This window comes from Streptomyces roseirectus, assembly GCF_014489635.1.
GTDB classification, from domain to species: domain Bacteria; phylum Actinomycetota; class Actinomycetes; order Streptomycetales; family Streptomycetaceae; genus Streptomyces; species Streptomyces roseirectus.
This window is the reverse complement of the sequence record NZ_CP060828.1, coordinates 9,062,588-9,082,205: the sequence shown is the minus strand read 5'-3', so window position 1 is coordinate 9,082,205 and position 19,618 is coordinate 9,062,588. Positions and strand designations below refer to the sequence as shown.

Genomic DNA, 19,618 nt, shown 5'->3' with positions numbered 1-19,618 from the left:
TGAACGCCCGCGCGGGCCGGGGATGTGACGGGGGCTCAGAAGTCGTCGGAGTCGCCGTCGATGATCGCGAAGAGCTCGTCGTGGGTGGCGTCGGAGAGATCGTCCGAGGCGTCCAGGGCGTCGGAGGCGGCCTCGGGGGTGCCTTCGACCTTTTTCAGCAGCGCCCGCAGCCGGGCCGCGAAGGCGTCGGTGTCCGGTTCGACGGCCGCCGCGAACGACGCCTCCAGCCGGTCGAGTTCGGCCTCGAGCGAGGCTGTTCCCGGGCCGTCGTCGACGACGAGTTCCGACCGCAGCCGCGCCGCGAGCGCGAGCGGGGTGGGGTGGTCGAAGACGAGGGTGGCGGGGAGCCGTACGCCGGTGGCGGTGCCGAGGCGGTTGCGGAGTTCGACGGCGGTCAGGGAGTCGAAGCCGAGTTCCTTGAACGGCTGGGCGGGGCCGACCGCTTCGGGCCGGTCGTGGCCGAGGACGGTGGCGGTGTGCGCGCACACCAGGTCGAGCAGGGTCCGGTCGCGTTCTCCCTCGGTCATGGTGGCCAGGCGTTCGGCCAGGGTGGGTCCGCCCGCGGTGGCCGGCGCGGCGCTCGCGGCGGCGGTCCTGCGGGCCGCCGGGCGGGTGAATCCCCTGAGCAGCGGGGAGAGTTCGGCGTCGGGCCCGTTCTCGCGCAGCGCCCGGGTGTCGAGTTTCAGCGGGACGAGGACGGCCTCGTCGGCCGCGCGTCCCGCGTCGAAGAGCCGCAGCCCCTCCTCGGTGCCGAGCGGGAGGATGCCGGTGCGGGCCATCCGGGCGAGGTCGGCGTCGGCGAGGTGCCCGGTCATGCCGCCGCGCCGTTCCCACAGGCCCCACGCGAGCGAGGTGGCCGGCAGTCCGTGCGCCCGGCGGTGCTGGGCGAGCGCGTCCAGGTAGGCGTTGGCGGCGGCGTAGTTGGCCTGTCCCGGGCTGCCGAGGACGGCGGCGGCCGAGGAGAACAGGACGAAGAACGACAGGTCCATGTCCTTGGTCAGCTCGTGCAGGTGCCGGGCGCCGTCGGCCTTCGGCCGCAGCACGGCGTCGATGCGTTCGCCGGTCAGCGACTCGATGAGCCCGTCGTCGAGGACTCCGGCCGCGTGGACGACACCGGTCAGCGGGTGCTCGCCGGGGATGGCCTCGATGAGCGCCGCCAGTTGGTCCCGGTCGGCGGTGTCGCAGGCGGCGAAGAGCACGTCGGCGCCCGCGGCGGTCAGTTCGTCCCGCAGTGCGGCCGCGCCCGGCGCGTCGATCCCGCGCCGTCCGGCCAGCACCAGGTGCCGGATGCCGTGTGCGGTCACGAGGTGGTGGGCGAGCGCCGAACCGAGGGCGCCGGTGGCGCCGGTGACCAGGACGGTGCCGTCGGCGTGGGGCGCGGCGGGAAGGGTGAGCACGAGCTTGCCGATGTGCCGCGCCTGGCTGAGGTGCCGGACGGCCTCGGGGGCCCTGCGCACGTCCCACGCGGTGACCGGCGCCGGCCGCAGCGCCCCGCTGTCGAACAGGGCGAGGAGTTCGCCCAGCATCTCCCCGATCCGCTCGGGCCCGGCCTCGATCAGCTCGAACGCCCGGTAGACGACGCCTGGGTGGGCGGCGGCGACGGCGTCCGGGTCCCGCAGGTCGGTCTTGCCCATCTCCACGAACCGCCCGCCGCCCGGCAGCAGCCGCAGCGAGGCGTCCACGAACTCCCCGGCCAGGGAGTCGAGGACGACGTCCACGCCCTTGCCGCCGGTCAGTGTGCGGAAGCGGTCCTCGAAGTCGAGGTCGCGCGAGGAGGCGATGTGGGTGTCCGGCACGCCGAGCGCGCGCAGTGCGGGCCACTTCGCGGGGCTGGCGGTCGCGTACACCTCCGCCCCCAGGTGGGCGGCGAGTTGGACGGCCGCCGTGCCGACCCCGCCGGTCGCGGCGTGGACGAGGACCCGGTCGCCCGCGCCCAGCCGCCCGAGGTCCACGAGCCCGTGGTAGGCGGTGAGGAAGACGACGGGTACGGAGGCGGCCTGCGCGAACGTCCACCCGTGCGGCATCCGCGCGACCATCCGGTGGTCGGCGACGACGACCGGCCCGAAGGACCCGGCGAGGAACAGCCCGAACACCTTGTCGCCGACGGCGAGTCCGGTCACGTCCGGCGCGGTCTCGACGACGACACCGGCGCCCTCGCTGCCCATGATCCCCGCGCCCGGATACATCCCGAGCCCGATGAGGACGTCCCGGAAGTTGAGTCCGGCGGCGCGGACGGCCACCCGGATCTCGCCCGGTGCCAGCGGGGCCGCGCTCTGCGGGGCCGGCAGCAGCGCCAGGTTCTCCAGCGTCCCGGCCTCGGTGACGTCGAGCCGCCAGCCGGTGCCCGTGGGCGGGGTGAGCGTGCCCTCGGCGCCGGGGGGCGTGAGCCTCGGGACCCGCAACACGCCGTCGCGTACGGCGAGTTGGGGCTCCTCGACGGCCAGCGCCGCGGTGAGGGCCGCCGTGGAGGCCGGGGTGTCGTCCAGGTCGATCATCCGGAAGCGGCCCGGGTGCTCGGACTGGGCGGTGCGCAGGAGGCCCCAGAGGGCGGCGGTCGCGAGGTCGCGGATGTCCTCCTGGGCGGCGGTGGCCACCGCGCCCCGGGTGACGAGGACGAGACGGGCCGAGCCCTGCAGGGTCTCGTGGATCAACTCGACGGTCTCACGGACGAGTTGCCCGGGGTCGGCGCCGGCCCGGGGTGCGCTGACCAGGACGTCGGCGCCCGCGGGGTCCTCGCTCACCCCGATCTCCAGGAGCATGGACCGCAGTTCGGGGTCGGCGGTGCCCGACAGGGCGTGCCGGCCGGTGAGTTCGGCCCGCTCCGACGTGCGGTGCTCCTGCCACCTGACGCGCAGGAGGGAGTCGTCCGCGCGGTACCCGCCGCCGAGCCGGTCGAGGGCGACCGGGCGTACGGTCAGCGCTTCGACGGCCGCGACCGGTTGTCCCTGTGCGTCGGCGACGGTCAGTTCGACCGTGTCGGGTCCGGTGAACCGGGCCCGCACCCGCGCCGCGTCGGCGCCGGCCGCGTGCAGCGTCACGCCCTGCCAGGAGAACGGCAGCAGCGCCTCACCGTCGCCCGCGGCGGCGGGGCCGAGTCCCACGGCGTGCAGGACGGCGTCCAGCAGGGCCGGGTGCAGTCCGAACTTAGCGGCGGATTCCCGCAGTTCGGCGTCCAGGGCGACTTCGGTGAACGCCTCCCCCTCGGCCTGCCAGGCGGCGCGCACGCCCCGGAAGGCGGGCCCGTAGTCGTAGCCGCGCGCGGCGAGGCCGGCGTAGAAGCCCTCGGCGTCGACCGGTGCGGCGCCCTGCGGGGGCCAGGCCGTGAGGGGTTCGCCCGTGGGGTCGGCGGCGGGGCTCAGGGTGCCGGTGGCGTGCCGGGTCCAGCGTTCCTCGCCGCGGGCGCGGGCGTGGACGCTCAGGGTGCGCCGGCCGGCGTCGTCCGGGGCGCCGAGTTCGAGGTGCAGCCTGGTCTCGCCGTCCTGGTCGAGCAACAGCGGTGCTTCCAGGACGAGTTCGTCGACGCGGCCGCAGTCGACCTGGTCGCCGGCCTGGATCGCGAGTTCGACGAAGGCCGCGCCGGGCAGCAGGACCGTGCCGGCGACACCGTGGTCCGCGAGCCACGGGTGCTCCCGCAGCGACAGCCGTCCCGTGCACAGGAGGCGGCCGGATCCGGGCAGCAGGGTCGCGGAGTGCAGCATGGGGTGGCGGAGCGCGGTGTCGGGGTCGGTGTCGCGCAGCCGCGTCGGGGCGAGCCAGTACCGCTGGTGCTGGAACGCGTACGTAGGCAGCTCGACCCGGCGGGCGCCGGGCCCGAAGGCGGCCGTCCACTCGACCCGGGCGCCTGCCGCATAGGCTTCGCCGAGCGCGGTGAGGAACCTGCCGGTGCCCCCGTTCCCGCGTTGCAGGGTGCCGAGGGCGACGGCGGCCGGCTCCCGCGCCTCGACGGTGTCCTGTACGGCCGCCGTGAGCACGGGGTGCGCGCTGACCTCGACGAACACACCGTGTCCGAGGTCCGCGAGGGCTTCGACGGCTGGCTGGAAGAGGACCGTCTGCCGCAGGTTGCGGTACCAGTAGCCGGCGTCCACCGCCTCCTCGACCCAGGCCCCGGTCACCGTGGACCACCAGCCGACGGCGGGTTCCCGCGCCTCGACCCCGGCCAGCGCGACCGCCAGTTCCTCGCGCACGGCCTCGACGTGGGCGCAGTGCGAGGCGTAGTCGACGGCGATCCGCCGGGCCCCCTCGACCTGGGCGAGCACCGCGTCGAGCCCGGCCGGGTCACCGGCGACGACGACGGAGGCGGGTCCGTTCACCGCCGCCACCGCCACCCCGTCCGGCAGCAGTTCGCCCACTTCGGCGACCGACCTCGGGACGGAGACCATCCCGCCGGAGCCGGAGAGGGTGACCAGCGCCTGGCTGCGCAGGGCGACGACTTTCGCGCCGTCCGCCAGCGACAACGCACCGGCCACGACGGCCGCCGCGATCTCACCCTGCGAATGACCCAGTACCGCAGCGGGCTCGACGCCGTAGGAACGCCAGAGCGCGGCCAGCGACACCATCACCGCCCACAACACCGGCTGGACCACATCCACCCGGGCCAACATCGCCTCGTCCGACAGGACTTCGAACAGCGACCAGTCGACATACGCCGACAGAACCTCAGCGCACTCGGCCATGCGCTGCGCGAACACCGGTGACTCGTCGAGGAGTTCGATCGCCATGCCGACCCACTGCGAACCCTGCCCCGGGAAGACGAACACTGTCCGGCCCGGTCCGTTCGGTGTGCCGGTGATACCCTCGCCCGCGCTCACCGCGTCGAGTCCGCGCAGGAATCCCTCCCGGTCGTCGGCTACGACGATCGCACGGTGGTCCAGTACCGCACGGGTGGTCGCCAGGGTGAATCCGGCGTCGGCGAGGGGGAGTTCGGCGTTCTCGCGGAGGGCGTCGGCGAGGGCGGCGGCCTGGGCGCGCAGGGCCTGGTCGGTGCGGGCGGTGAACACCCAGGGCACGAATCCCGTGGCGGCGGGCGCCGGTGCCGTGGCGTAGGCGGGGCCCTCCTCGATGATGACGTGCGCGTTCGTCCCGCTGGCCCCGAACGACGACACCCCGGCCCGGCGCGGACGCCCGGCGGCCGGCCACTCCCGCGGCTCGGTCAGCAGTTCCACCGACCCGGCGCTCCAGTCGACGTGCGGAGTGGGCGCGTCGACGTGGAGTGTCCTGGGCAGGACGCCCTTGCGCATCGCCTGCACCATCTTGATGACCCCGGCGACGCCGGAGGCGGCCTGGGTGTGTCCGATGTTGGACTTCAACGAGCCGAGGTACAGCGGCTGTTCACGGTCCTGGCCGTAGGCGGCGAGCAGGGCCTGCGCCTCGATCGGGTCACCGAGGGTGGTGCCGGTGCCGTGCGCCTCGACGGCGTCGACCTCGGCCGGCTCAAGGCGCGCGCTCGCCAACGCCTGCCGGATGACGCGCTGTTGGGAAGGCCCGTTGGGGGCGGTCAGGCCGTTGCTGGCGCCGTCCTGGTTGACGGCGGAGCCCCGCACGACGGCCAGCACCTCGTGCCCGTTGCGCCGTGCGTCGGAGAGCCGTTCCAGGACGAGGACGCCGACGCCCTCGCCCCAGCCGGTGCCGTCGGCAGCGGCGGCAAACGGCTTGCAGCGGCCGTCGGGGGCGAGTCCGCGCTGGCGGGAGAACTCGACGAAGATGCCCGGCGAGGCCATGACGGTCACCCCGCCGGCCAAGGCCATCGTGCACTCGCCCTGCCGCAGCGCCTGCGCCGCGAGGTGCAGGGCGACGAGGGAGGACGAGCAGGCCGTGTCGACGGTCACCGCGGGGCCTTCGAGCCCGAAGGTGTAGGCGAGCCGCCCGGAGGCGACGGCGCCCGAACTCCCGGTCAGGAGCTGGCCTTCGACGTGGTCGGGGACCTCCTGGAGGCGGGAGGCGTAGTCGTTGTACATGACGCCGACGTAGACGCCGGTCGCGCTGCCCTTGAGGCCGGTCGGGTCGATGCCCGCGCGTTCGCACGCCTCCCAGGTGGTCTCCAGGAGGAGCCGCTGCTGGGGGTCGGTGGCCAGCGCCTCGCGGGGACTCATGCCGAAGGCGCCGGGGTCGAACTCGGCGGCGTCGTAGAGGAATCCGCCCTGCCGGGTGTAGGCCGTGCCGGCGTGGTCGGGGTCGGGGTCGTAGAGCGCGTCGAGGTCCCAGCCGCGGTCCTCGGGGAATCCGGCGACGACGTCGCGGCCCTCCGCGACCAGCTCCCACAGGTCCTCGGGACTGCGCACCTCGCCGGGGTAGCGGCAGGCCATGCCGACGATCGCGATCGGTTCGTCGGCGGGCCCGGACTGGACCGGCGCGGCCTTCTCGGCGGGCCGGCCGAGGAGGCGGACCAGCAGGTCGCCCGCGAGAGCGGCCGGGTTGGGGTGGTCGAAGACCAGGGTGACCGGGAGGGTCAGTCCGGTCGCCGCGTTCAGGCGGTTGCGGAGTTCGACGGCCGTGAGGGAGTCGAATCCGCTGTCCTTGAAGGCCCGTTCGGGGTCGACGTCGTCGGCGCCGCCGTGCCCGAGGACCAGGGCGACCTGGGTGCGGACCAACTCCAGGGCCAGCGCGGTCTGTTCGTCCGCGCTAAGGCCGTCGAGGCGGGAGCGCAGTCCGGTCGGGGCGACGGCCGTTCCGGCTCCGGCGGCGGCCCGGCCTCGGGCGGGGGTCCGGACGAGGCCGCGCAGGAGGGCCGGCACCGGGCCGGTCGCCGAGCGCACCGCCGACAGGTCGAGACGGGCAGTGACCAGCAGCGCGTCGGTGCGCCGCCGGGCCGCGTCGAAGAGGCCGACGCCCTGTTCGGCGGAGAGCGGCAGGACGCCGGTGCGGGCGAGCCGGTCGACGTCGGCGTCGCCGAGGCCCCGGGTCAGCTCGCTGACCTCGGCCCAGTAGCCCCAGGCGAGCGAGACCGCCGGGAGGCCGTGGTGGCGGCGGTGGTGGGCGAGGGCGTCGAGGAAGGTGTTGGCCGCCGCGTAGTTGGCCTGGCCCGCAGTGCCGAAGGTGGCCGACGCGGAGGAGAACAGGATGAACGCCGCGAGGTCCGCCTCCCGGGTCAGTTCGTGGAGGTGGAGTGCCGCGTCCGCCTTGGGACGCAGGACGGTGTCGAGGCGGTGCGCGTTCTGTGCGGTGAGGATGCCGTCGTCGACGGCGCCCGCCGTGTGGACGACCGCCGTCAGCGGGTGCGCGGCGGGGATGCCGGAGAGGAGGGTGGCCAGGGCGTCGCGGTCGGCGACGTCACAGGCGGCGATCGTCGCATGGGCGCCCAACTCGTCGAGCTGGGCACGGAGTTCGGCCGCGCCCGGGGCGTCCGGTCCGCGTCGGGTCGCCAGCAGGAGGTGTTTCACGCCGTGTTCGGCCACCAGGTGGCGGGCGACGAGCCCGCCCAGGGTGCCGGTGCCGCCGGTGATCAGGACGGTGCCGTCCGGGTTCCAGGCGGGCGCCGGGGCGCCGTCCGGGTCGGCGGCGGCCCTGGCGAGCCTCGGGACGTACAACTCGCCCTCTCTCAGGGCCAGTTGGGGTTCTTCGCGGGCCACGGCGGCGGCGAGGCGGGCCGTGGAGCGGGGGGTGCCGTCCGTGTCGACGATCGCGAACGTGCCCGGGTGCTCGGTCTGTGCGGACCGGATCAGCCCCCACAGCGGGGAGCCGGCCAGGTCGGTGACGTCCTCGTCGTCGCGTACGCCGACCGCGCCCCGGGTGACGATCACGAGCCGGGCGGGCACCTCGGCGGCCACCCACGCCTGGAGGAGTTCCAGTACGGCCGTCGTGCGGGTGCGCAGGTCGCCGGGTTCGGCGGCGGGTGTGCACAGGACGGTTCCGGTGAGGTCCGGAGTGCCGATGGCGGCGAGCAGTTCGGCGCTGTCGTCGTAGATCCGGACGGTCTCGGCGGCGGGGTCGGGGTCGGTCTGCGCCGTCCACTGAACCGTGAACAGCGCGTCGTGGTGCTCTTGTTGGTGGTCGGCGGCGCGCAGGGCGGCTGCGGAGAGCGGGCGCAGGGCGAGGGCGGTGACGGTCGCGACGGGGGCGCCCTCGGGGTCGGTGACCGTCACCGACACGGTGTCGCCCGCGAGTCGGGTGACGCGGACGCGGACAGTTGTCGCGCCGGACGCGTGGACGGTGACACCGCTCCAGGCGAAGGGGAGGCGTATGCCGTCCTCGTCGGCGAGGCTGCCGCCGGCCGCCATGGTGTGCAGGCAGGCGTCGAGCAGCGCGGGATGCAGGGCGAACGCGCCCGCGTCGAGGCGGAGTTCGTCGGGGAGGGCGACGTCGGCGAGCAGATCGGCGCCGTCGCGCCAGACGGCGCGCAGGCCCTGGAAGGCGGGGCCGTACTCGTAGCCCTCGGCGGCGAGGCGGTCGTAGAAGCCCTCGGTCGTGACCGGGACCGCGCCGGGTGGCGGCCAGGTGCCGGTGGTTGTCTCGAACGGCGTTGCGTCCTGGGCCAGTTCGCCGCTCGCGTGGCGGGTCCAGGGGCCTTCGGCGCCCGTGCGGGAGTGGATGACCAGGGTGCGGCGGCCGTCCGTGGCGGGGGCGCCGACCAGGGCCTGGACGGTGACCGTGGCGTCGGCGGGCAGGGTCAGCGGGGCGTGCAGGGTGAGTTCGGCGACCTGGCCGCAGCCCGCCGAGTCGCCTGCCTGGACGGCGAGTTCGACGAAGGCGGTGCCGGGCAGCAGGACGGTGCCGGAGACGGCGTGGTCCCCGAGCCAGGGCGCGGTGCGCCGCGACCACTCGCCGGTGAGCAGGATCTCGCCGGAGTCGGCGAGCGAGGTCGCCGTCAGCGCGAGGGGGTGGCGGGCGGCCGTCGTCGCGGGCGTCAGCCAGTAACTGCGGCGCTGGAAGGCGTAGGTGGGCAGCGGGACCCGGCGGGCGCCGGGGAACACCCGCTCCCAGCCGACCTCGACGCCGCGCACGTGCAGTTCGGCCAGCGAGGTCAGCACCCGTGCCAGGGAGCCCTCGTCACGCCGGGACGAGGCGACGGCGACCGCCGGCGCGGCCATGTCCTCGGCCGTCTCCAGTACCGCCTGTGCCAGCACCGGGTGCGCGCTCACCTCGACGAACGTGCGGTACCCCTGCTCCAGCAGGGCCCGCGTCGCCTCCTCGAACCGCACGGTCTGCCGCAGGTTGGTGTACCAGTAGCGGGCGTCCATGGGGGCCCCGTCCAACCACTGCCCGGTCACGGTCGAGAGCAACGGCACGTCGGGGACCAAGGGTCGGACCTCCAGCTCGGCCAGCAGCCGTGCCTCGACCTCCTCGACATGCGCGCAGTGCGAGGCGTAGTCGACGGGCACCCGGCGGGCCCGCAGCCCTTCGGCGGACAGCTCGGCCACGAACTCCTCGACGGCGTCGTCGTCCCCGGAGACCACGACCGACCCGGCGCCGTTCACGGCGGCCACCCACAGCCGCCCGCGCCAACTCCCCAGCCGTTCCTCGACCTTGTCGACCGTGAGCCCCACGGAGGCCATGCCGCCGCGCCCGGACAGCACGGTCAGCGCCTGGCTGCGCAGGGCGACGACCTTCGCGCCGTCCGCCAGCGACAACGCCCCGGCCACGACAGCCGCCGCGATCTCACCCTGCGAGTGCCCCAGAACGGCAGCAGGCTCGACACCGTAGGAGCGCCACAGCGCGGCCAACGACACCATCACCGCCCACAACACCGGCTGAACGACATCCACCCGCGCCAACATCGCCTCGTCCGACAGGACGTCGAACAGCGACCAGTCGACGTACGCCGACAGAACCTCGTCGCACTCCCGCATCCGCTCGGCGAACACCGGTGCGTCGGCGAGGAGTTCAAGAGCCATCCCCACCCACTGCGAACCCTGCCCCGGGAAGACGAACACCACCCGGCCGTCCTCGCCGGCCACCCCGGTCACGGCCGTGTCGGCCTCGCCGCGTGCCAACTCGGCCAGCGTGTCGAGGGGTTCGGCGGTCATGACGACCGCCCGGTGCGGCAGCGCCGCGCGCGTCGTCGCCAGCGAGAAGCCGACGTCGGCCGGGGTGAGCGCGGGGTGTTCGAGGAGGTGGTCGCGCAGCCGTCCGGCCTGCTCGCGCAGCGCGGCGTCGGTGCGGGCGGAGAGCACCCAGGGCAGGACCGAAACGGGCGCGGGCACCTGGGACTCCGTGTCCTCGGCGGGTGTCTCACGCGTGCCGGGCGGCTCCTCGATGATGACGTGGGCGTTGGTGCCGCCGACGCCGAACGCGGAGACGCCGACGCGGCGGGGGCCGCCGGTCTCGGGCCACGGCCGGGCCCTGGTGAGGAGTTCGACGGCGCCGGACGTCCAGTCGACGTGCGGGGTCGGCTCGTCGGCGTGCAGCGTCCTGGGGAGGGTCGCGTGCCGCATGGCCTGGACCATCTTGATGACACCGCCGACCCCGGCGGCGGCCTGGGTGTGGCCGATGTTGGACTTCAACGAGCCGAGATACAGAGGCTGTTCGGCGGGGCGGTCCTGACCGTAGGTGGCCAGCAGCGCCTCCGCCTCGATCGGGTCACCGAGCGTCGTACCCGTGCCGTGCGCCTCGACGGCGTCCACGTCGGAGGGCTGGAGCCGGGCGTTGGCGAGCGCCTGGCGGATGACGCGTTGCTGGGAGGGTCCGTTGGGTGCGGTGAGGCCGTTGGAGGCGCCGTCCTGGTTGACGGCGGAGCCCCGCACGACGGCCAGCACCTCGTGCCCGTTGCGCCGTGCGTCCGACAGCCGCTCCAGGAGCAGCATGCCGACGCCCTCGGACCAGCCCGTTCCGTCCGCGCCCGCGCCGAACGCCTTGCAGCGGCCGTCCGCCGAGAGGCCGCGCTGGCGCGAGAACTCGACGAAGACACCCGGCGTCGGCATGACGGTCACCCCGCCGGCCACGGCCAGCGCGCACTCGCCCTGGCGTAGCGCCTGGGCCGCGAGGTGCAGGGCGACCAGCGAGGCGGAGCACCCGGTGTCGACGGTCATGGCCGGGCCTTCGAGGCCGAAGGTGTACGAGATGCGGCCGGAGGCGACACTGCCGATGTTGCCGGTGAGGAGGTAGCCCTCCAGTTCCTGCGGGGCCTGGTGCATGCGCGGGCCGTAGTCCTGGGCCATGGCGCCGACGAACACGCCGGTCGAACTGCCCCTGAGGGATTCGGGGTTGACGCCCGCCCGTTCGAAGACCTCCCACGTGGTCTCCAGGAGGAGCCGCTGCTGCGGATCGGTCGCGACCGCCTCGCGCGGGCTCATCCCGAAGAAGTCGGCGTCGAACTCGGCGGCGTCGTGGAGGAATCCGCCCCGCCGGGTGTAGGAGGTGCCGGGGTGGGTGGGGTCGGGGTCGTAGAGCGCGTCGAGGTCCCAGCCCCGGTCGGTGGGGAACTCGCCGATGACGTCGACGCCGTCCGCGACGATCCGCCACAGCTCCTCGGGGGAGCCGATCCCGCCGGGGAAGCGGCAGCTCATGCCGACGATCGCGATCGGTTCGTCGTTCCCGGCCGCGACCGGTACGACGGGGGCGAGTCCGGCCGGCCGCTCGTCGGCGCCGAAGAGGCGGGTGTCGAGGAAGCGGGCCAGGGCGAGGGGGGTGGGGTGGTCGAAGAGGAGGGCGGCGGGGAGTTTTTGGCTCGTCGCCGTGGCGAGGCGGTTGCGGAGTTCGACGGAGGTCAGCGAGTCGAACCCGGCTTCCTTGAAGGGGCGTTCGGGGGCGAGGGTGCGCTTGTCGGCGTGCCCGAGCACGGCCGCGGCGGCGGCCCGGACGAGGTCAAGCAGTTCCTCGGTCCGGCGGGCGGGCGGCAGTTGCCTGAGCCGCTGGGCCAACTCGCCGTCCGTGGCGCCGGGTTCGTCGGATTCCAGTGCCCGCTGGGCCTCGGGCAGGTCGGCGAGGAGCGGGCGGGGGCGGGCGGAGGCGAAGACCGGGGCGAAGCGGCTCCAGTCGATGTCGGCGACGGTCAGCGTGCTCTCACCGCCGGCGAGCGCCGAGGCCAGCGCGGCGATCGCCCGCGCGGGGTCCATGGGGAGCACACCGAGTTTGCGCCAGGTGTCCTCCGCCCCGTCGACGCCGCCCATGCCGCCCCCGCCCCAGGAGCCCCAGGCGACGGAGGTCGCGGGCAGCCCCTGGTCGCGGCGCAGTCGCGCGAGGGAGTCGAGGTAGGCGTTGGCGGCGCCGTAGCCGCCCTGGCGGGCGCTGCCCCACACGCCGGAGCCCGAGGCGAACAGCACGAACGCGTCCAGCTCGATGCCCCGGGCGAGGGTCAGCTCGTGCAGCAGGCGGGCACCCTCGGCCTTGGGCCGCAGGACCTGTTCGGCCTGCTCGTCGGTCATGTCGCCGAGCAGCGCCTCGACCAGGGTGCCGGCCGCGTGGACGACCGTCCGCAGCGGCCGGTCCGCCGGCAACGAGTCGAGCAGCGCGGCGAGTTGATCCGGATCGGCGGCGTCACAGGCGACGACGGTGACCTCGGCGCCCGCCGCGCGGATCTCCGCGCACAGTTCGGCGACGCCTTCGGCGTCGGGGCCGCGCCGGCTGGTGAGCAGCAGGTGCTCGGCCCCGGCACCGGCGAGCCATCGGGCGACGTGCGCCCCGAGCGCCCCGGTGCCGCCCGTGACGAGCGCGGTCCCCCGGGTCCGCCACGGCTGCTCCGGGTGTGTCCTGGCGCTGGCGCGCACGAGCCGGCGGACGTACAACCGTCCGTCCCGCAGCGCGAGTTCGTCCTCGTGCCCGGCTCCCGCGAGCACGCCGGGCAGTGCGTCGAGCCCCCCTGCGGACAGGTCGACCAGCCCGCCGCCCGCCTGTGGCCGCTCCAGCGCCCGCGCCCGCCCCAGCCCCCAGACCAGCGTCTGTGCGGGACTGGCGAGCGGTTCGTCCGGGCGCACGGCGACGGCGCCGCTGGTGGCCAGCCAGACGGGGACGTCCGTGTCGGCCACGGCGCGCAGCAGCGCGAGGGTGCTCGTGAACCCGGCGGGTGCCGCCGTGTCGAGCGGGCGCCGCTCGTCCAGGGCGAGCAGCGAGAGGATGCCGGCGAGGGGAGCGTGCGACGCCTCGGCGTCGAGGAGGCCGGCGGGCGGTTCACCGGCTCCGTTCCAGCGGACGACCGTCGCGCCCGCCCCGGTGAGCGCGTCCGCGCAGGCGTCGACGAGGGCGTGGTCGAGGGTGTCGTCCGCTTCGGGGATCGCCAACAGCCAGGTGCCGTCGAGTCGTTGGTCGTCGACGGTGGGCAGTGCGCGCCAGGTGACGCGGTACCGCCAGTCGTCGGAGCCGCCGTCCGTGTGGCGCCGGACCGGGCCGGTCTGGAGCCAGTACCGCTCCGGTTCGAAGGCGTAGGTGGGCAGCCGGACCCCGGCGGCCGAGGCCCCGGGGTGCACGGCGGCCCAGTCCAGGCGCACCCCGTGCGCGTACGCCTCGGCGAGCGAGGCCAGGAACCTGCGCCGCCCGCCGTCCTCGCGCCGCAGCGAGCCGAGCACGGCCGCCGGGCTCTCGGCGCTCTCCACGGTCTCCCGGATCCCGGGCACGACCACGGGGTGCGGACTCATCTCGATGAACACCCCGTGCCCGAGCAACGTCCGTACGGCGGGCTCGAATCGGACGGTGGCGCGCAGGTTGGTGTACCAGTACTCGGCGTCGAGTCCGGCGGTGTCGAACTCCTCGCCGGTGACGGCCGAGCAGAAGGGCACGGCGGCGGACCGGGGTTCGATCCCGTCCAGCGCGGCCAGCAGCTCCTCGCGCACCGTCTCGACCTGGGCGGAGTGCGAGGCGTAGTCCACCGGCACCCGCCGGGTCCTGACCCCCTCGCCGGCCAGCCGCTCCAGCAGTTCGTCCAGGGCCCCGTCCGCGCCGCTCACGACGAGCGAGGTCGGACTGTTGACCGCCGCGACGGACAACTCCCCTTCCCACTCGGCGAGTCGGGGGGCCAGCTCGTCGTGGGAGAGGGCGACGGACGCCATGCCGCCCTTGCCGGCGAGTTCGGCGAGGATCACCTGGCTGCGCAGGGCGACGACCTTCGCGCCGTCCGCCAGCGACAACGCCCCGGCCACGACGGCCGCCGCGATCTCACCCTGCGAGTGACCCAGAACGGCGGCGGGCTCGACGCCGTAGGAGCGCCACAGCGCGGCCAGCGACACCATCACCGCCCACAACACCGGCTGGACCACATCCACCCGCGCCAACATCGCCTCGTCCGACAGCACTTCGAACAGCGACCAGTCGACATACGCCGACAGAACCTCGGCGCACTCGGCCATGCGCTCCGCGAACACCGGTGACTCGTCGAGGAGTTCGATCGCCATGCCGACCCACTGCGAACCCTGCCCTGGGAACACGAACACAGCGCCGGCGGACGGGACCGCAGTGCCGCGTGTCAGGCCGGGAGCTTCCTCCCCGGCCGCCAACGCGCGCAGTCCCGCCTCGAATTCGGCGCGGTCGCCGCCGACGAGGACGGCGCGGTGCGGGAAGGCGGAACGGGTGGTGGCCAGGGCATGGCCGAGGTCCCCGGTGGAGGACGGGAGGGACGTCAGGTGGTCCAGCAGTTTCCGGGCCTGACCGCGCAGCGCGCTCTCCGTGCGCGCGGACAACGGCCAGAGGGCCATGGGGAGTTCGTCGTCGTCCCGCTCGATGGCCGGGGCATCGCCCTCTTCGAGGATGACGTGGGCGTTGGTCCCGCTCACGCCGAACGACGAGACGCCCGCGCGGCGCGGGCGGTCGTGCGCTGCCCAGTCCCGCTCCTCGGTCAGCAGCTCGACGGCGCCGGACGTCCAGTCGATGTGCGAGGACGGTTCGTCGGCGTGCAGCGTCCTGGGCAGGGTCGCGTGCCGCATGGCCTGGACCATCTTGATGACACCGCCGACGCCGGCGGCGGCCTGGGCGTGGCCGATGTTGGACTTCAACGAGCCGAGATACAGGGGTTGTTCGGCGGGGCGGTCCTGGCCGTAGGTGGCGAGCAGGGCCTGTGCCTCGATCGGGTCGCCGAGGGTGGTGCCGGTGCCGTGCGCCTCGACGGCGTCCACGTCGGCGGGTTGCAGCCGCGCGTTCGCCAACGCCTGCCGGATCACGCGCTGTTGGGCCGGGCCGTTCGGCGCGGTGAGGCCGTTGGAGGCCCCGTCCTGGTTGACGGCCGAGCCCCGCACGACGGCCAGCACCTCGTGCCCGTTGCGCCGCGCGTCCGACAGCCGCTCAAGCAGCAGCACACCGACGCCCTCGGACCAGCCGGTGCCGTCCGCGCCCGCGCCGAACGCCTTGCAGCGGCCGTCCGCCGAGAGCCCGCGCTGGCGCGAGAACTCGACGAACATGCCCGGCGTCGACATGACCGTGGCGCCGGCCGCCACCGCGAGCGAGCACTCGCCCTGGCGCAGCGCCTGGGCCGCGAGGTGCAGGGCCACGAGGGACGACGAGCACGCCGTGTCGACCGTCAGCGCCGGTCCGCGCAGTCCGAGGACGTAGGAGAGCCGGCCGGAGGCGACGCTGCCGGTGCTGCCGGTCAGGCCGTAGCCGTCGAACTCGACCGGGAGTTCCTGGAGTCGGGGCATGTAGTCCTGGGCCATGGCGCCGACGAACACGCCGGTGTCGCTCTCCCTCAGCGACTCGGGGTCGAGGCCCGCGCGTTCGAAGACCTCCCAGGTCGTCTCCAGGAGCAGTCGCTGCTGCGGGTCGACGGCCAGGGCCTCGCGGGGGCTGATCCCGAAGAAGGCCGCGTCGAACCCGGCGACGTCGTCCAGGAAACCGCCGGACCGGGTGTAACTCGTGCCGGAGCGCTCGCCGTCGGGGTCGTAGAGCGCGTCGAGGTCCCAGCCCCGGTCGGACGGGAACTCGCCGATCGCGTCGACGCCGTCCGCGACGATCCGCCACAGCTCCTCGGGGGAGCCGGCGCCGCCGGGGAAGCGGCAGCTCATCGAGACGATCGCGATCGGTTCGTCCGAGGCCGAGGCCGATGTCACCGTCGGTACGGAGGAGTTGGCCTCCGCCAGCGACGCGGCGAGCGCCTGGGGCGTCGGGTGGTCGAACAGCACCCCGGCGGGGAGCGTACGGCCGAGCGCCGCGCCGAGCCGGTTGCGCAGTTCGACCGACATGAAGGAGTCGAAGCCGAGTTCCTTGAAGGTGAGGTCGGTGGCGATCGTGCCCGGGGCGGGGTGGCCGAGTACGACTCCGGCGTGCGCGCGGACGAGGCTCAACAGCCGTTCGGGGGTCGGCTGTTCGGCGATCTGCTGGCCGGGGGTCGACTGTCCGGCGATTGGCTGTTCGGCCGCTCCGCGCGGCGCGGCGGGTACGACCGCCTCCGCGTCCGCCCGGCCCGTCGTGTCCAGCCAGTAGCTGTGCCGCTGGAACGCGTACGTCGGCAGCGGGACCCGCCGCGCCCCCGGGAACACCTTCCCCCAACTGACCTCCATGCCACGGACGTTGAGTTCGGCCAGCGAGGACAGGAACCGTTCGAGTCCCCCGGTCCCCCGGCGCAACGTCCCGGCGGCGACCGCCGACTCCCCCGCCGCGACGACCGTGTCCTGCACCGCGGCCGTCAGCACCGGATGCGGACTGACCTCGACGAACGCCTTGTACCCGGCCCCCAACAGGGCTTCCACCGCGGGCTGGAACAGCACCGTCTGCCGCAGGTTCCGGTACCAGTACCCGGCGTCCACGGCTTCCTCGACCCACTCGCCGGTGACCGAGGACCACCACGGGACGGCGGGCCGCCGTGCCTCGACCCCGGCCAGCGCCTCGCTCAACTCGTCGCGCACGGCCTCGACATGGGCGCAGTGCGAGGCGTAGTCCACCCCCACCCGCCGCGCGCCCTCGACCCGCGCGAGGACCGTGTCGAGCCCGGCCGGATCACCCGCCACGACGACGGAGGACGGCCCGTTGACAGCCGCGACCGAGACGCCCTCCGGCAGCAGTTCCCCGGCCTCGTCCGCCGCCAGGGGGACGGACACCATCCCGCCGGACCCGGAGAGGGTGACCAGCGCCCGCGCCCGCAGCGCGACGACCTTGGCGCCGTCCGCCAAGGACAGCGCCTGCGCCACCACGGCGGCGGCGATCTCACCTTGGGAGTGTCCCAGTACGGCGGAGGGCTCGACGCCGTGGGAGCGCCAGAGCGCGGCCAGCGACACCATCACCGCCCACAACACCGGCTGGACCACATCCACCCGGGCCAACATCGCCTCGTCCGGCAGGACGTCGAACAGCGACCAGTCGACATACGCCGACAGAGCCTCAGCACACTCGGCCATGCGCTGCGCGAACACCGGTGACTCGTCGAGGAGTTCGAGAGCCATCCCCGCCCACTGCGAACCCTGCCCGGGGAAGACGAAGACCACTTCCCCGGACGCCCCGGCCACCCCCTCGATCACCCCGGCGGTGACCTCACCGGCGGCGAGTGCCGTCAACCCGGCGCAGAAATCGGCGAGTTCGGTGCCCAGGACGACGGCACGGTGCCGGAAGGCGGTGCGGGTGGTGGCCAGGGAGAGACCGACGTCGGCCGGCGACAGCTCCGGTCGCCCGGCGACCAGGTCGAGCAGTCGCGTGGCCTGTGCGCGCACGGCCTCGGGGGACCGCCCGGAGACGACCCAGGGCAGCACCCGGCGCCCGTCCGAGGGGGACTCCTCGGGCGCGACGGCTGAAGCGGGCGCCCCCTCCGATGAAGAGATCGCCCCCGCCAACTCGCTCACCACGACATGGCAGTTGGTGCCCCCCACCCCGAAGGAGCTGACCCCCGCGATCATCGGCCCGTCGCCCGCCCACACCCCCGGCTCACGCTGCACCGCGAGGTTCAACTCCCCCAGCGGAATGGCCGGGTTGGCCGTCTCAAAGTGCAGGCTCGGCGGCAACTGCCGGTGCCGGAAGGCGAGCAGCACCTTCACCAGGCCCGCGATCCCCGCGGCCCCTTCCAGATGCCCGATGTTGGTCTTCACCGACCCGACCGGCAGCGGCGCCTCCTGCGGCCGCCGCATCCCGAGCGCGGCCCCGAGCGCCGCCGCCTCGACCGGGTCGCCGACCTTGGTGCCGGTGCCGTGCAGTTCGACGTACCCCACCTCGGCGGGTTCGACCCCCGCCCGCAGATAAGCCCGCTCCAGCACCGCGCGCTGCGCGTCCGCGTTGGGTACGGTCAGTCCCTCGCCGGAGCCGTCGTTGTTGACGGCGCTGCCGCGGACGACGCCGTACACGCTGTCGCCGTCGGCCAGGGCGGCGGCCAGGGGTTTGAGGATGACGGCGGCGGCGCCCTCGCCGCGTACGAAACCGTTGGCGCGGGCGTCGAAGGTGTGGCAGCGGCCGTCCGGGGAGAGGCCGCCGAACGCGGTGAGGGCGTCGGTGGACTCCGGCGCGAGGATCAGGTTGACGCCGCCCGCGATCGCGAGCGCGGACTCGCCGCGACGCAGGCTCTCGCAGGCCAGGTGGACGGCGACCAGGGAGGAGGACTGTCCGGTGTCCATGGCCATGCTGGGTCCGCGCACGCCCAGGGTGTACGAGACCCGGTTGGCGATGATGCCGCGCTGCACGCCGGTCATCGAGTGGTGTGTGAGCGCGTCCGCGCCCTGCCGGCGCAGCAGCGTCGCGTAGTCGTCCCAGACAGCGCCCACGAAGACGCCGACGTCCTGTCCGGCGAGGGTGCCGGGTACGACGCCCGCGTTCTCCAGCGCCTCCCAGCTCAGTTCGAGCATCAGCCGCTGCTGGGGGTCCATCGCGGCGGCCTCGCGGGGGGAGATGCCGAAGAACTCCGCGTCGAAGCGGTCGACTTCGGGCAGGAGGCCCGCGGGGAGGGTGGCCCGGCGGGGGCCCTCGGGGACGGCCGGGCCCTGGGAGCCGGGGGTCGAGTCCCGGGTGATGGCGTCCCCGCCCTCCCTCAGCAGCTTCCAGAACGCCTCGGCGTCCGGGGCGCCGGGGAGTCGGCACGACAGGCCGATGATCGCAATCGGGTCGTTAGATGACATGGCGTGCACCCTCGGTCGGCGGACATAAATCGAGGCCCCATTCCGGCGGCTCCCAAACGGACCTTACAACCCGCCGTTTCCATTCCCTTTCCACGCACTTTTCACGATGAACTTGCAGGTCAGAGCGCCATTGCCAGCCACACCGACCACCCCCGGAAATCCATCGCTCAGCAATTCAGGATCACTTCAAGAGCGATCCTTGAGCGACGCATGAGCGATCCCCCGAAAAGACACACGCCGGAAATCGATCTGAAGAAATAGGCGCCGGATCGAGGCGTTCCAGCGGGCCTGAATCCCCGCATCCACGGCCGGGTCACGGCCCGCCGCCACCAGCGAACGGGCCAAGCTCGTCCTCGATGCCGCGCACGCTCGCCCATCCACCGAGCGGATCCCGGTAGGCGCGGTCCGCGCCGTCGCTGTCACGAGGCCGGAAGTCTGGGGTCGAGGGACGGGCGAGCCGTGGCCGGTGAACGCCCAGTGGTTCGCGTCGGGGAGCAGCACGCGGTGGAAGGGAAGGCCCGCCCAGGACGACCCGGTCCGGGCGGCGCCGTCGAATCCGTCGGTGCGGAACAGCGGCAGCGGTCGAGGCCGCCGGCGTCGGGCGCGGGCCGAGACGGCCCTCCAAGTTCGCCACCGCGCCGACCCGGTGGCCGGCCCGGCGGTCGTCACGGGCCGTGTGCACCGCCGTCGCGCCTCCTGCGGAGTGCCGTACGCCCCGATCCGGCGGGAGTCCATGC

1 protein-coding gene is annotated in these 19,618 nt (G+C 74.2%); it reads right to left on the bottom strand.

Annotated elements, in window-relative coordinates:
- Window positions 1-35: 35 nt before the first annotated feature.
- Window positions 36-18,881, bottom strand: coding sequence for a type I polyketide synthase (locus tag IAG44_RS43930; RefSeq protein ID WP_246562422.1), 18,846 nt, complete (start codon window positions 18,879-18,881; stop codon window positions 36-38).
- Window positions 18,882-19,618: the final 737 nt, after the last annotated feature.

Excerpts from the sequence above, each read along its gene's own strand:
- IAG44_RS43930 (WP_246562422.1), bottom strand. The coding sequence starts at position 18,881 with ATGTCATCTAACGACCCGATTGCGATCATCGGCCTGTCGTGCCGACTC.